Source organism: Candidatus Paracaedibacter symbiosus, assembly GCF_000757605.1.
Classification (GTDB): Bacteria; Pseudomonadota; Alphaproteobacteria; order Paracaedibacterales; family Paracaedibacteraceae; genus Paracaedibacter_A; species Paracaedibacter_A symbiosus.
In genome coordinates, this window is sequence record NZ_JQAK01000001.1 from 630,820 (window position 1) to 645,250 (window position 14,431).

Below are 14,431 nucleotides of genomic sequence, written 5' to 3' on the forward strand. Positions count from 1 at the left end.
CGTGCTTCAGGGTGTTTATCTTCGGGACGGCGAAATTTATTGTACTTGCCTCCTAATGGGAGTAATTTCAAGGCAACCTCAGAGGACTTACGGATACTTAAGATGACTTTTTCACCCTTAATGCAACGCCGTTTGCGACAGTTTAAAGCTAACCGCCGTGGCTATTTATCCTTATGGATTTTCTGCGTCTTTTTCTTGATCACCCTGTTGGCTCCCTTGATTTCCAACGACAAACCAATTGTAGTCTATTACGATCAACATTTTTATTTTCCGATTGTGAAAGCGTATCCTGAAACAATCTGGGGCGGTACTTTTGAGACGGAGACCAACTACCGTGATCCTTATGTCAAAGAGCTGATCACAAAGAAAGGATGGATGGTATTTCCCCCCATTCCTTATAGCTTTGACACGGTCAATTATGACATACCGACACCGGCTCCTTCTGCGCCAACAATGGATAACTGGCTTGGCACCGATGATCAGGGGCGCGATGTGGTGGCCCGACTGATTTATGGCTCGCGGATTTCCATTCTCTTTGGGCTCGCTTTGGCTGTTTTTTCATCGATTATCGGCGTCGCCGCTGGTGCCACTCAAGGATATTATGGTGGGACGATTGACCTGATCTTGCAACGTTTTACTGAGATCTGGAGTGGTCTGCCGATTCTCTACCTCCTTATCATTCTCTCCAGCATGATTGAGCCTAACTTTTGGTGGTTATTGTTGATCATGCTTTTATTTAGCTGGATGAATTTAGTTGCGGTTGTGAGAGCTGAGTTTTTCCGTACCCGATCCCTTGATTATGTACGAGCTGCAGAAGCATTAGGTGTTCCTGGTTATCGAATTATCTGGCGTCATATTCTGCCCAATGCGATGGTGGCAACCATTACTTATTTACCCTTTATCATTAGTGCCTCAATTACGACGTTGACGTCGCTTGACTTTTTAGGATTTGGTCTGCCACCCGGGTCAGCCTCTCTCGGAGAATTATTGACTCAAGGAAAAAATAATATTCAGGCGCCATGGTTAGCGCTCACCGGGTTCTTTTCCATTGCCCTCATTTTAAGTCTTCTGATTTTTATTGGAGAGGCGGTTCGCGACGCCTTTGACCCAAGAAAGGTATCTGTCTCATGAGCCTGCTCAAAATCAAAAATTTATCGGTTCAATTTGCCCGCTCAGGCCAGCCTGCTTTTGATGCCGTCCGCAATGTATCCTTTCAGATTAGCCAGGGTGAAACGCTCGCGCTGGTAGGGGAAAGCGGTTCTGGCAAATCTGTTACCGCTCACTCAATCTTAGGCCTTCTTCCTTATCCATCGGCTATGCATCCCTCGGGTTCTATTTTGTTTGAGGGGAATGAGCTTTTGAACAGGACTGAAAAATTCCTGAAAAAATTTCGAGGGAATGAAATTGGGATGATTTTTCAAGAGCCAATGACAGCTCTGAACCCACTTCACTCTATCGAAAAACAAATTTCTGAGGTGCTTTACGTTCATCGTAACCTATCCAGACAAGCTGCTACTAACCGAGTCATTGAATTGTTAGACCTCGTTGGTTTTAAGGAGGGCACATCCCGCCTTTCGGCTCTACCCCATCAACTTTCGGGCGGACAACGTCAACGGGTGATGATTGCCATGGCCCTTGCCTGTGAGCCAAAATTGCTGATTGCTGATGAACCCACAACCGCGTTGGACGTCACAATTCAAGCGGGAATTATTAAGCTTTTGAAGCAGCTTCAGCAACAATTCAAGATGGGGCTATTGTTGATTAGCCATGACCTTAATATGGTCAGCCAAATTGCCGATCGCATCGCTGTGATGCGTCACGGCCAAATTGTAGAAATAGGTTCTGCTGACGAGATATTAAAGAAACCAACTCATCCTTATACTCAAGCTTTGGTGGCAGCCGAACCCTCGGGAGATCCAGCACCTCTTGCGGCAAATGCGCCACAAATTTTAACGGCTTGTGATATAAAAGTTACCTTTACCAGTAAGGCAAGTTTCTTTACTCGCACAGCATCAAGCGTCCAGGCTGTGAATGGGATTTCTTTTTCTTTAAGTGAGGGGGAGACCCTAGGCATTGTTGGTGAAAGTGGGTCAGGAAAAAGCACTCTGGCCTATGCACTGCTCCGACTGGTGGAGAGCACTGGCACCATCGTTTTCATGGGCAATGAGCTTCATCATTTGGCGTTCAAACAAATGCGTGGTTTTCGTGCGCGCATGCAAATTGTCTTCCAGGATCCATTCAGTTCCCTCAACCCACGCTTGTCAGTTGGCCAAATTGTCGCTGAAGGTCTTACGGTCCATCAGAAAAACCTCACCTCAGCTGAAATTGAGGCAGCGGTGATTCGGAGCCTCCAAGAGGTCGGCCTTCCAGAAGAAATACGTTTTCGCTATCCCCATGAATTTTCAGGAGGTCAACGTCAACGTATATCCATTGCCAGAGCTTTGATTCTAAAACCTAAATTACTAGTTTTGGATGAACCAACCTCAGCCCTTGATCGCTCAATCCAAGCCGAGGTGATAGAGTTATTGCGTAATCTTCAAAAGCGTCACAAATTATCTTACTTATTTATTAGTCACGATTTGAAGGTTGTACGCGCGATGAGTCATCGTATTTTGGTAATGCGACAGGGTCAACTCGTCGAATTAGGTACCGCCGATCAAATTATCAACAATCCGCAAACCGACTATGCGAAAGCACTGAAACGCGCTGCTTTTGAGTTTGTATAGGTCATTTTCTCTAAAAATAATTTTTCATGCAATTGCCCTGGGGATTGCCCCCGAGGGTCCATGTCTTTTTCTAACAGTACGGCTCCTCATAACAAGATGTTGTAATGCTTGTTTTATAAGCTAACTTCATCTTATCATGAGGATTATAAGCATTTTTCAGCCAAATTTACTGTATATTGAGAGAGGGTATAGGGAGGCTAGCAAAATACGCTTCCGCTTCATCATGTGTCATTGCAGCCATTCTGATTATTTGCGGCATAACAGTATTTGATAAGTTTTCAGTAAGATTAAAAAGTGTTCGTGGGTGTCCAACAAAGCTTTCCTCATCACCTCCAATATACTCTAATAAGTGCTCATCAAGATCAGAAGCTAAATCTTCTTCTTGGTCAATAGCTCCCGATTTATACAAGGAGATTACTCCAGTGCGAATAAAAGAAGCACATAAGTGATAATAGTTGATTTCATGTTCTTGAACGCTATTATTGGTTACTATCTCATTAAAATAGGCCTCCATCAATGGACCATAGGGCACTATTTCTTTAAGAGTTGTTAAAATAGAAAATCTCGATTCTAATTTTTGATATAATTCGTCAAATTTATTAACTAAAACTTCATAATTAGGAGGAATTTGATAATAAGGAACTTCTTCGATCTGCATCTCGAAAGTTTCATAATCATTTAAATCATCAAATAATTTATCTTGTTCACGTCCACCCTTTGAATAACATTCAGTTACACTTAACAAAAAATTAAAAACTAAAACGAAAGAAATAAATCTTTTTACCATTTCATATACCTTATTTACAGAATTTTTATTGTTTTTAAAGTTCAAGAAAGCATATTAAATTACTATTAAATGATTATTCAAATATTTTAATTTTCCTATTTTTAAAGCAAAAAATAGTATTTATGATTTTAAAATAATATAGATATTTTTGTAAACGCCGCTTTTTCTTCGAGGAAGAAAATGGATACCGAATAACCTTGACTTTTCCAAGTAAAAAGGTAGGTTTATGGGAGATAATGCATGGAGGTTGGATTGCTATGACAGTCACTATCCCGCTTCTTTATAATAAAGTGTCAAGTGAGGTGATTCCTTTCAAAGTTGAATCACCGTTTCAGCCCTCAGGCGATCAACCACAAGCCATTGATAAATTGACGGCAGGCGTGAGGGAAGAAAAGAAAAACCAAGTTCTCCTCGGCGTCACTGGCTCAGGCAAAACCTTCACCATGGCCCATGTCATTCAGAGAGTGCAAAAACCTGCTCTCATCATGGCGCCCAACAAAATTTTAGCAGCCCAACTCTATGCTGAAATGAAGGAGTTTTTCCCTCATAATGCTGTTGAGTATTTCGTATCCTACTACGACTATTATCAACCTGAAGCCTATGTGCCACGCACTGACACCTTTATTGAAAAAGAATCCTCCATCAATGAACAGATTGACCGGATGCGTCACTCTGCTACCCGCTCACTCCTGGAACGGCGCGACGTAATTATCGTTGCCAGCGTTTCGTGTATCTATGGGATTGGCGGTGCGGAAACCTATAGTCAGATGACGATTCCCTTGCAGGTCAATCAATATATCCAGCAGCGTGAGCTGATGCGTCGGTTGGTGGAGTTACAATATAAAAGGAATGACATTGCTTTCTTCCGTGGTAATTTCAGAGTACGTGGCGACACGCTAGAGATCTTCCCCGCCCATTATGAAGATCGAGCCTGGCGGATTAGCTTTTTTGGCGATGAGATTGAAAAGATCTTTGAGATTGACTCCCTCACTGGTGAAAAGTTCCAAGAGCTTGAGCAGATTCGCATCTTTGCTAACAGTCACTATGTTACTCCTGGGCCGACTTTGCAACAGGCTATTAAACAGATCCAGATTGAGCTTGATGTGAGATTACGCGAACTCACTGCAGAAAACAAATTGCTGGAGGCGCAACGCCTGCAACAACGCGTGAAGTTTGATGTGGAGATGATGGCCGCGACCGGTAGTTGTTCCGGTATTGAAAACTACTCCCGTTATCTAACCGGCAGAGCCCCAGGCGAACCACCGCCCACCTTATTTGAATACCTACCTAAAGACGCCCTTCTCATTATTGATGAAAGCCACGTTACGGTCCCCCAAATTCGAGGGATGTATAAGGGCGACTTTTCTCGGAAAACAACTCTCAGCGAATACGGATTCCGCCTGCCTTCATGCAAAGACAATCGTCCTCTAAAATTTGAAGAGTGGGATCATTTGCGCCCCCAAACAGTTTATGTTTCTGCCACTCCTGGACCGTCCGAGTTAGAAGAAACTTATGGCGAAGTGATCGAACAAATCATTCGTCCCACAGGCCTTATCGATCCTATCTGCATTGTCCATCCCTGTGATCATCAAGTCGATGATCTAATCGCCGAATGTCGTGACACAATCGCCCAGGGCTTTCGCGTTCTTGTGACAACTCTCACTAAAAAAATGGCTGAAGCATTGAGTGAATACTTGAGTGAAGCTGGTCTTAAAGTGCGTTATATGCACTCTGATATTGAAACGTTGGAGCGCATCACCATTATCCGTGATTTGCGTCTTGGCGTGTTTGATATCCTGATCGGGATTAACTTGTTACGCGAAGGCTTAGACATCCCGGAATGTGGTCTCGTTGCCATTCTTGATGCTGATAAAGAGGGATATTTACGTTCCAAAACCTCGCTCATCCAAACGATTGGACGCGCTGCCCGTAACGTCAATGGTCGAGTGATTTTATATGCAGACAAGATGACTAAATCCCTGACCGAAGCCCTCTCAGAAACCAACCGACGCAGGGAAAAACAACAGGCCTATAATGCTGCCCATGGCATCACGCCAGAATCAGTGAAAAAGGGCATCGTCGATATTTTAAAAAGTGTTTATGAAGCTGATCACGTCACCGTTGGCATTGATAGTGAGGGGGGCGAATTGGTTGGCAAAAAACTGAAAACCCATCTTGCTAATCTGGAAAAGCGCATGCGCGACGCTGCCGCCAACCTTGAATTTGAAGAAGCTGCCCGCCTACGCGATGAGCTCCGTCGCCTAGAAGCGAAAGATCTAAGTTTGTGAAAGCTTCAATGTTCTCTATTTTTTAGTAAGAAAAAGAAGACTTATGAACGCCGTAACATACTCGATAATAGAAAAAATCCGCAGGCGGTGACAATAATGGTGGGACCGGAGGGGGTGTCGAAGTGGAAGGATCCTAAGATGCCTAAGGTAACGCTTAAGAGCGAAATCACCGTTGCGCCCGCCACCATCACTTCAGGACTTCTGGCAAAGCGCGCCATCGACGCAGCCGGCAAAATCATCAGAGCTGGCAATAATAACGCTCCTGAGGCTTTTATTCCAACCGCAGTGACAATCGCTAAACAAATGGTGAAAGCAAGCCGCATACTAGTGACATTCACACCCGCTGTCACAGCAAGTTCTTCATCTAATGTTAATAGCAACAACGGCTGCCAACGCACCAAAATAAAGCCCCATACCACCACAACTACACCATAAATCCAGGCAAGATCTTGTCGGCTGACCGATAAAATATCGCCAAATAAAATGGCTTCTGGGTCAATGCGAATTCCTTTGGTTTTGGCAATAAGAATGATTCCCAGCGCCAAAGAAGTATAAGATATTGCCGCCAACCACGTGTCTATTGGAATAGAACTTCTCTGCTGCGCCGCCCCTATAATTACCGCTGTCATTAGACAAATCACAGCAATAAACAGATAAGTGTTTACCTCTAAAATAACGCCAAGAGCAACACCAAGAACAGCAGCATGCGCCATTGCATCCCCAAAAAAGGCCATACGTCTCCATACCAGAAAACAGCCCATGACGGCAGAGATAAAGCCCATTCCCATAGCTGCAAGTAAAGCACGCCCCATAAAATCATACAGAAAAAAATCAACCATGATGGTGACCTTCGCAAACATGATCATGGCAATGGTCATGATCATGCGTGTAGGTAGTAATCACCGGCTCAGCAAGGGTTCGTCCTTGGAAAAGAATTTGATAAGAAGGATGCCGCATCACTGCATCAGGGTGTCCAGAACAGCAAATATGGCCGTTCAAGCAAATGACTTCATCACTCGCCCGCATGACGGTATGTAAATCATGGGAAACCAGGACAATGCCACAGTGGCGCTGATCCCGGATTTTAGCAATCAGTTGATAAAGATCTTCTTGACCAATCACATCCACTCCTTGAGCTGGTTCGTCCAACACCAAAAGATTGGGATCTGGTATTAAAGCTCTTGCCAGCATCACCCGTTGACGCTCCCCACCTGAGAGCAGGTGAACTAATTGTTGCAAAAGGTGTAAAGCCCCTACTTCCACTAAAGCTTCTTCGATAATTCCATCAATTTCTTTATTGGGACGTGGCGTTGCCAGCTGCAGCAATCTCTCCACCGTTAACGGCATCAATGTATTCATCGTCAATTGCTGGGGCATATAACCAATTCTAAGGTCATTAGCGTAGTCGATAGTACCAGTCGTTGGGGTAATTAACTTCAAGATAAGCTTGAGAAGAGTCGTCTTTCCTGCTCCGTTTGGCCCGATAATCGTCACGATCTTCTTGGAAGTAATATCAAGCGAAATACCTTTCAAAATTGGATCTTTACCTTCCTGTTGTGAGGAATGATAGCTGACATGATTAAGGCTGATAAGAGGGGAGAAGATGCTCATCTAAACTTCTTTTTTTCATGGCGATAGACCCCCCAAAGAGCAGCACGCTCCATCCAACCTTTGTAGCCTTTAATATCTACATAACACCAATTTTCTACACACTGGTTAAGTTTGACGATGACATCTGGCTCTACGTGAGCCACAATAGGGGCATCCGTTGTTGCGCTACTTCTGAGAGGGTGTGTTTTCCCCACCACCACGGCTGTTCTTGTCCCAGTTAATAAGCTTTTATGAACCCAACCTTTGGTTCCATCTAGATAGAGAATTTGGCGCCAGATATCAAATTCTGCAATAATTTCAATCGGCAATCCCTGACGATGAATCGTCCATTCGGTTTGGAAACCTGAACCAGGTCCGACATGAATATTAACTTTATTGGAACGCAAGGAAGCAAACCGAGGCAAGGGTAATTTTTCAGGTGCAGCTACCACCTGTTGAGTGAATAATAATAAAATAAAAACGATTGCCCGCAAAATACTATCCTTAAATTTACTCTTATTAAAGGCCTGTTGACCCAAAACCACCCGCACCACGATCAGTATTCTGACAATCATTAAGTATTGCAACCGGATTCCATTCCGCATGAGCAACTTGTGCTATCACTAATTGTGCAAACCGCATCCCTGGCGTAATAATGAAAGGTTCAGAACCATGATTAACCATAATTCCCTTTAATTCGCCACGATAATCTGCGTCAATTGTTCCCGGCGCATTCAAGACCACCACACCATGCTTTAACGCCAACCCTGAACGGGAGCGGATCTGCGCTTCAAATCCTTCTGGCAAGGCAATGGCAATTCCCGAAGGGATGAGATGTCGCATTCCTGGGGTTAAGGTGATAGGCTCCTCAATCGCGGCTAACAGATCCATTCCTGCACTGAGCCTTGTTGCATAGGCAGGAAGTGGTAAGTCCTGACCATGGGGGAGTTTTTGAATAGTAATGACCACATCTGAAGAGTCGGTCTTTATTATTTTTGATTGTGTGGCTAACATATTCTTCCTTTTTAATTTTAAATTACCTCACTCACGTAGAGCCTAAGCTTTGAGGCAATCTCCTCGACATAAGCGGAGGAGGGAATTACCACGAGCCATACGCGGTCACGAAAGTAACATGTCTGACATATGAAAGGCGCTCATTATCCCTCACCCTTTTTATCCAAAGGTTAGATGTTAGCGCCTCACCTATCTCAGTTATTTTTTAGCTATATGTAAACAAGATATCCCATTCATTAAGTTTTGCCAACTAGTGGTTTGCATTCCTGCCTCTTTCAGCATTAAAGCTAATTTTTCTTGTGCGGGAAACCGGCGAATGCTTTCAACTAAATATTGATAGGATTCGCGGTCATCTGCCACTTTTTCCCCAAGCCAAGGTAACAAGGAAAAAGAATAAAATTCATAGACTTTGCTGAAGAAAGCAGACTTCACATTACTAAACTCAAGGCAGGCAAAAACCCCGCCTGGCTTTAAAACTCGGTGAGCTTCTTTTAAAGCAACTTCAATGTGGGTCACGTTCCGCAATCCAAAGGCAATGGTGTAAAGATCAACAGAATTCTCTGGAATTGGCAACTGTTCGGCATTCCCACAAACCCAGTCAATCCCATGAAGCAATCCTTTATTCACCGCACGATCACGTCCTACTTCTAACATGGAAGGCGTTAAATCACAAATAGTGATCTCAAGGTCAAGGTGTCGATATTTTTCCTGCATCAGAAAGGAGATATCGCCTGTCCCCCCCGCTACATCCAAGATTTTCATTTTTGGCTGGAGAGGCAACTGTTTCACCATATCCTGTTTCCAGAGACGATGAATACCAAGACTCATCAAATCATTCATTATATCATAGTTACGAGCGACACTTTCAAAAACACCCCGAACGCGTTTTGTTTTTTCTTTAGGGTCAACTTTTTGAAAGCCAAAATCTGTGAGTGACATGGAGATGATGTTCCTATTGTTTCGTTCTATGCAGAGTACAGTTTATTGAGGGTTATCTCTATACCTAAAATACCTGAAGAGATAGTAATAGGAAAGATTAGAAACTATATTCTGCCTAATATAGTCGCTACCAGGCTTTTAAGTTTGCTCAAATCCAGATGAGGGTGCGGTCTTCAGAAAGAGAAAGACGGAGTTTTTCAGTTACAGGCAAGGAATACATCTCTTTCTTTTCGTTACTTAAATCCATGAAAATAGCAGTAAAAGATTCCTTTTTATACCGATCAATCGCCATTTCTGTAGATGTGGCTAATTTGGATCTATTGCAAATTTAGAATGTGATGATAGTGTAAGGTCAATTAAGTATATATCAGAGCATATCTATGAGACCTAAAGAGTTTCGATATCGTCATTTTGTACCCGAAGTTATTCTCCAATGCTTACGCTGGTACCTACACTACCCCATTAGTTACCGCCAACTAGAAGAAATGGTTTGTGAACGCGTTATAGAAGTTGACCATACAACGATCTACCGTTGGATTCAGCATTATGCTCCTGAGTTTGAGAAAAGAATACGTTGATAGGAAGCGTCAAGTTAACCTAGGCAAAAAAGCTTGAGAGTGTTAGATAGGGGAAAAAGGCTTAAGAGTTAGAACATGACATTATCAGTAGCCCCCCGTCGTCATCGATTTCCTGTTTCTATTATTAGCCAGGCTGTATGGATTTATCATCGGTTTAATAATAGCTATCGAAATATTGAATGACGAACAGATGGCTTATCGAGGAATTCAAGTCTCTTATGAAACGATTCGGTCTTGGAGCATCAAATTTTCAAGCCATTTCAGAAACGTCATCAAAAAACTGGAGAGGAAACCTTCGGATAAGTGGCACATTGATGAAATGACAGTAAAGGTCAATGGAGAGATATTTATTTTATGGCGTGCAGTCGATTCTGATGGCTATGAACTGGATGTCTTTCTTCAGAAACGTCGGAATAAGAAAGTGACAATTCGGTTTTTAAGCCGATTATTAAGTAGTTATCCTATTCCCAGGGTCATTATCACGGATAAATTGAGAAGCTACAAAAAACCAATACAAGCTATGTGCCGGGGAACTCAACACCGATTCCATAAAGGATTAAACAATCGAGCTGAAAATGCTCATTTACCTACACGCCGTAAAGAAAAATGTTTGATTAAGTTTAAATCCCCTCAGGGTGTGCAGAGAACATTAGCCCTTATGGGAAAAGTTCGTAATCTTTTTGCCATAGGGGTGGGGCGATATTTGAAAAAAGCATCTGAGAGAAGAGATGCTTTTAGAGCCGCTTGCACCATCTGGTCTGAGGCGGCTCAAGGCCTCCTTCGCGTCTAATGAGTCCACTTGAGAACATCTTTTGCATCTTCAATAGTTAACTTGACGCTTCCCATAGCGTTCCTATTTTTTTCATTCCTCTCATGTACGCGGACAATTAAACTCTCGTTTTAAAACTAGCAATGAGTTGAAAGTAACACAGCCTAACCAGAATCAACCTTTTTGCCTATTCATGCACCACAGCTGGTTAATTATTGATATCGGGAATCGGTGACGTTTGAGAGCTTTACTTAAAGTCATGAGCTATTACATAGCCTTATTTATTTTTTCCTTTTTTTATCACTATTTTGTGCTTTTGTTAAGTTTACGAGGCTCAGCGGAAAATCAAGCTCAAATATAGGAGGCATAATTTTTCCGAAGTTTGAGGGGCGTTCAGTATATAATTGGGTGAAGGCAATAGCAGCTAGTCTTTTTTAAAAACCCACTCTCTTTGAAGGAAAAAGTTAAAGAAGAACAGAATTAATTCAATTAACACTTTAGCGTAAAATGCGTTATATCCATATAGTTCTATACCGCCCATAAAAATGCTCCCTATAAAAAGGTTAATCATGAATAGCAGAATATATTTATAGAAAGACCATTTTTGATTAAATTTAAATACAACTCTTTTATTTATATTATAATTAAAAATAAATGCTATAAATCTAGCGAAAATAAAGGAAAAAGTTATAGGAAGAGAAAACATAAGGATAAATAGGAAATAAAATGAGTAATCCACAATAAAGCTGAGGAAAGATGATATAGAAAACCTTAAGATAACAAAATATATTTTAAATGAGTCGAATATTGGATTAAAGTGGCTTCCCTTATTATCATCAATATAGATCATTCGAATAGGGATTTCATAAGGAGAAATACCAATCTTTTGAGCTTTTAATAGCATCTCCATTTCAAAATCATAACGATTTGCTTCGATCTGAAGACATTCTCTCATTAGCCTGCTAGAAATACCCCGAAGACCTGTTTGAGTATCGGTGATTTTATACCCTACCACAAAACGCCAAATATTTCGGGTCAAAAGGTTGCCAATTCTGGATTTTAGGGGAGGGGTTTTATCATGAAGGCTAAAATCTCTTGCTCCTAAAACCAATTCATTTTTTTCATTTAAGGCCAAAGATACATTAATGGCATCATCAACCGCGTGTTGGCCATCAGCATCAAGTGTGATAGATCCTAAAATATCAGGATGATGCACAAGAATATAGTTAAATGCTGTTTTTAGGGCTGCTCCTTTCCCCAGATTGATGGCATGGGTAATTAAAATAATTCTATTGTTTGAAAAAATAGGGTCTTTAAATATGGCTTTATTTTTACTACCATCATCAACCACAAAGATATATTTATCCGTTTTTCCTAGAATTTCTTTTAATAGAACGATAAGTTTTCTATCTGGTTCATAGCTAGGGATGATGAAACAAATTTTCATAAGATTATTAACCCATATTGTTGGGCATTTTTTACTATGGCATAATTTTGTAAGCCTGCGGTCTGGAGACGAGTCAATTTTGAAATGATATCGTTCATCCATTGGTCAGAGGGCAATACAATAATAATATCATAACTATCTAATCTTTTAATAAAATCTTTTTCATTATTTACGACTACCCGCCAATAGTTATCATTTGTAGGTCCAAATGATCCCCCACTCATATGTCGGCTATCCTCATAAACATAATACTTGAAGCGGAGAAGCTTTTCCCCTGTTCCCCCCTGCTCTATGAGAAAAATTTTTTTTCTTTTAAATCATATTTTTCTTTTAGTTTTAAATAGTATTCCTTAACGGGATCCGTAATGAATGGCTTGTAATCCCCCTCCATGACATTATAAAGTCTAGGTCTACTATGAGAATGATAAGAAAAAAGAATTAGTACGCTCGCCATAAGCACAGAAAATGCATATTTATTTTTTATTTTTTCTTCTCTCCATAACCGTCTATTAATGAAAAGTTTCTCTAGCTCAGAGATAGCAATATAAAGGGAATAGATGAACGATGGAACAACCAAAATCCCTAAATATCTATTATAGGAAGCTAGGTAAGAGGCTTCAAAGTCTGAGAATGCAAAAATGTATGCCCCAATCAGACCAAAATAATATGTTACGGAAAAAATTAAATAGAATGTAAACACATCTTTTTTTCTCCACCACATAAGAGCAAAACTTAAAATAAGAAGGATAAATTTAAGTTTCATTTGCAGGGATTGTTTTAAAACCTGTGTATATACTCCAAGTGCTTTACTTCCCCAAAGCGCTTGAATGTCAAAAGTGGATTGAGGGGATTGTACTACTAAATGTGAGGACTTAATTTTCCAAGAAAGATAAGTAGCTATAAAAAGTACCGCTAAATAACAGACCTGTTTCCTATAACCAGCTCTCCATAGAATAATAATTGCTGGCATAAGAGCAGAAATTAAAGGTTTTTTAATCATATAAGCAGATAAAAGAGCGATAGTAAGCAGACTAACGTTTCTGGGAAGGTATCCATCTTCTTTCTTTGAGATATTTTCAATTAAAAATAAAATAACTGATAATATCAAATATATCGGGAATTCTATTAGCAAATATTCACTGGTCTTTCGCATAATAAGAACTATTGCTAAAGTTAGAAAAGCCATTGAAACGTTATTTAATTTTGTTATTTCTTTAACAAAAAATAAAAAGGATAAAAAAAAGCTAAGCCTAGCAACAAAAACAATTGATTCATTAAAATTTGATGGAAAAGAAAAAACTGAAAGAATACTGCCTGCAATGCCCATAAGGGGGTATAGTCGCTAGTAGAGCATTCTATCGGTGTCGGTGTAAGAGTAAGTTGATAATAAAAAGCTTTTGGAAGTAGAAGCCAATGTGAAAATTCATCCCAACTTCCTGGGTTATACTGCACCAGGATAATAAAAGGTAACAATAATAAAAGTACTATCCAATAATCAGATTTTAAGACAGACTCTATTTCTCCGTTTTTGATAGATAGCGCTAAGCCTATAGCCGCAATTACAAATATTATATAGCAAGCAATGTTTAAGCTATAAGGGAGGAAAAGCCAAAGAGTATATGTTAAAAGCATCCCTCCTAAAAAACCAAAAAAGATCAACGTTCCAGTTTTCCCAGAGATTTTTTCCTTTGGCCCAATAAAGTTTAATAGATAAGAAATACCTATTCCAACTATATTAAAAACTAAACATATAATTAGACTATCCATTTATGATACCAACAAATCATGACAAAAAAGGTAAAACATCTCAAGCTAATACCATATTCAATAATAGAATTCAAATTTATTAATATTTTTCCAAGGAAGCGTAATAAAATAGGTTATTATTCGTAATAATGTTGGTGAATTATGCAACATTTAATAGGCCTTCCAGCCACAAACCCTCATTTTTTCTGAGTTACATATTAGGCGACAATGAGCTTTACCGGTTAATGAGGCGCCGTCAAGTTAACTATTGAAGATGCAAAAGATGTTCTCAAGTGGACTCATTAGACGCGAAGGAGCCCTTGATCCGCCTCAGACCGGGCTATGTGCCGGGGAACTCAACACCGATTCCATAAAGGATTAAACAATCGAGCTGAAAATGCTCATTTACCTACACGCCGCAAAGAGAAATGTCTGATTAAGTTCAAATCACCCCTCAGGGTGTACAGAGAACATTAGCGTAATAACTTCGTATAGCATACATTATACGAAGTTATACGAGCATCATCAACCGCGTGTTGGCCATCAG

At 40.7% G+C, this 14,431-nt stretch carries 14 protein-coding genes and 2 pseudogenes; 6 read left to right on the top strand and 10 right to left on the bottom strand.

Annotated features, from left to right (window positions below; translation table 11 throughout):
- Positions 1–102 precede the first annotated feature (102 nt).
- Together IG80_RS0102985 and IG80_RS0102990 are read left to right on the top strand one after the other, a co-directional pair.
- A complete protein-coding gene (locus IG80_RS0102985; protein ID WP_032112518.1) occupies positions 103–1,131 on the top strand; it encodes an ABC transporter permease in 1,029 nt (342 codons plus the stop codon).
- Positions 1,128–2,726, top strand: coding sequence for an ABC transporter ATP-binding protein (locus IG80_RS0102990; protein ID WP_032112519.1), 1,599 nt, complete (start codon positions 1,128–1,130; stop codon positions 2,724–2,726). The genes IG80_RS0102985 and IG80_RS0102990 overlap by 4 nt, the downstream gene beginning before the upstream one ends.
- Positions 2,727–2,892: 166 nt before the next feature.
- On the opposite strand, the gene IG80_RS0102995 is transcribed toward IG80_RS0102990, so the two are convergent.
- Positions 2,893–3,513, bottom strand: a complete 621-nt coding sequence (locus IG80_RS0102995) for a hypothetical protein (protein WP_032112520.1) — start codon at positions 3,511–3,513, stop codon at positions 2,893–2,895.
- A 257-nt stretch (positions 3,514–3,770) separates the two neighbouring features.
- Between IG80_RS0102995 and uvrB the strand changes: the two genes are divergently transcribed.
- On the top strand, positions 3,771–5,801 hold the full coding sequence (gene uvrB / locus IG80_RS0103000; RefSeq protein WP_032113305.1) for an excinuclease ABC subunit UvrB: 2,031 nt from the start codon (positions 3,771–3,773) through the stop codon (positions 5,799–5,801).
- A 41-nt stretch (positions 5,802–5,842) separates the two neighbouring features.
- On the opposite strand, the gene IG80_RS0103005 is transcribed toward uvrB, so the two are convergent.
- From IG80_RS0103005 to ubiE, 5 genes are all read right to left on the bottom strand, one after another.
- Positions 5,843–6,640, bottom strand: a complete 798-nt coding sequence (locus tag IG80_RS0103005) for a metal ABC transporter permease (RefSeq protein ID WP_052045935.1) — start codon at positions 6,638–6,640, stop codon at positions 5,843–5,845.
- Positions 6,633–7,412 carry an ATP-binding cassette domain-containing protein gene (locus tag IG80_RS0103010; protein WP_032112521.1) on the bottom strand — a complete coding sequence of 260 codons (780 nt, stop codon included), beginning with the start codon at positions 7,410–7,412 and terminating at the stop codon, positions 6,633–6,635. The genes IG80_RS0103005 and IG80_RS0103010 overlap by 8 nt, the downstream gene beginning before the upstream one ends.
- On the bottom strand, positions 7,409–7,978 hold the full coding sequence (locus IG80_RS0103015) for an SH3 domain-containing protein (protein WP_232224308.1): 570 nt from the start codon (positions 7,976–7,978) through the stop codon (positions 7,409–7,411). The genes IG80_RS0103010 and IG80_RS0103015 overlap by 4 nt, the downstream gene beginning before the upstream one ends.
- Positions 7,911–8,405 (bottom strand): dUTP diphosphatase, encoded by a 495-nt coding sequence (dut, locus tag IG80_RS0103020; RefSeq protein WP_032112522.1) that lies wholly within the window; start codon positions 8,403–8,405, stop codon positions 7,911–7,913. Before dut ends, IG80_RS0103015 begins: the two co-directional genes overlap by 68 nt.
- Positions 8,406–8,603: 198 nt before the next feature.
- The gene (gene ubiE / locus IG80_RS0103025; protein ID WP_052045939.1) at positions 8,604–9,344 is read right to left on the bottom strand and encodes a bifunctional demethylmenaquinone methyltransferase/2-methoxy-6-polyprenyl-1,4-benzoquinol methylase UbiE; all 741 of its coding nucleotides are present in this window, start codon (positions 9,342–9,344) and stop codon (positions 8,604–8,606) included.
- 380 nt (positions 9,345–9,724) lie between these two features.
- Between ubiE and IG80_RS14930 the strand changes: the two are divergent.
- Positions 9,725–9,919, top strand: a pseudogene (locus IG80_RS14930) (IS6 family transposase); the annotation flags it as partial.
- A 193-nt stretch (positions 9,920–10,112) separates the two neighbouring features.
- Positions 10,113–10,712, top strand: coding sequence for an IS6 family transposase (locus tag IG80_RS13800; RefSeq protein WP_232224309.1), 600 nt, complete (start codon positions 10,113–10,115; stop codon positions 10,710–10,712).
- A 403-nt stretch (positions 10,713–11,115) separates the two neighbouring features.
- On the opposite strand, the gene IG80_RS0103035 is transcribed toward IG80_RS13800, so the two are convergent.
- The 4 genes from IG80_RS0103035 to IG80_RS0103050 form a co-directional block, all read right to left on the bottom strand.
- The gene (locus tag IG80_RS0103035) at positions 11,116–12,138 is read right to left on the bottom strand and encodes a GtrA family protein (protein ID WP_032112524.1); all 1,023 of its coding nucleotides are present in this window, start codon (positions 12,136–12,138) and stop codon (positions 11,116–11,118) included.
- Positions 12,135–12,362 carry a hypothetical protein gene (locus IG80_RS15525; protein ID WP_032112525.1) on the bottom strand — a complete coding sequence of 76 codons (228 nt, stop codon included), beginning with the start codon at positions 12,360–12,362 and terminating at the stop codon, positions 12,135–12,137. Before IG80_RS15525 ends, IG80_RS0103035 begins: the two co-directional genes overlap by 4 nt.
- 65 nt (positions 12,363–12,427) lie before the next feature.
- Complete coding sequence (locus IG80_RS0103045; RefSeq protein WP_032112526.1) at positions 12,428–13,324, bottom strand: hypothetical protein; 897 nt, start codon at positions 13,322–13,324, stop codon at positions 12,428–12,430.
- A 20-nt stretch (positions 13,325–13,344) separates the two neighbouring features.
- The gene (locus tag IG80_RS0103050) at positions 13,345–13,905 is read right to left on the bottom strand and encodes a hypothetical protein (RefSeq protein ID WP_032112527.1); all 561 of its coding nucleotides are present in this window, start codon (positions 13,903–13,905) and stop codon (positions 13,345–13,347) included.
- A 321-nt stretch (positions 13,906–14,226) separates the two neighbouring features.
- Here IG80_RS0103050 and IG80_RS16115 point away from each other — a divergent pair.
- A pseudogene (locus IG80_RS16115) lies at positions 14,227–14,352 on the top strand (IS6 family transposase); the annotation flags it as partial.
- Between the last annotated feature and the right edge of the window lie 79 nt (positions 14,353–14,431).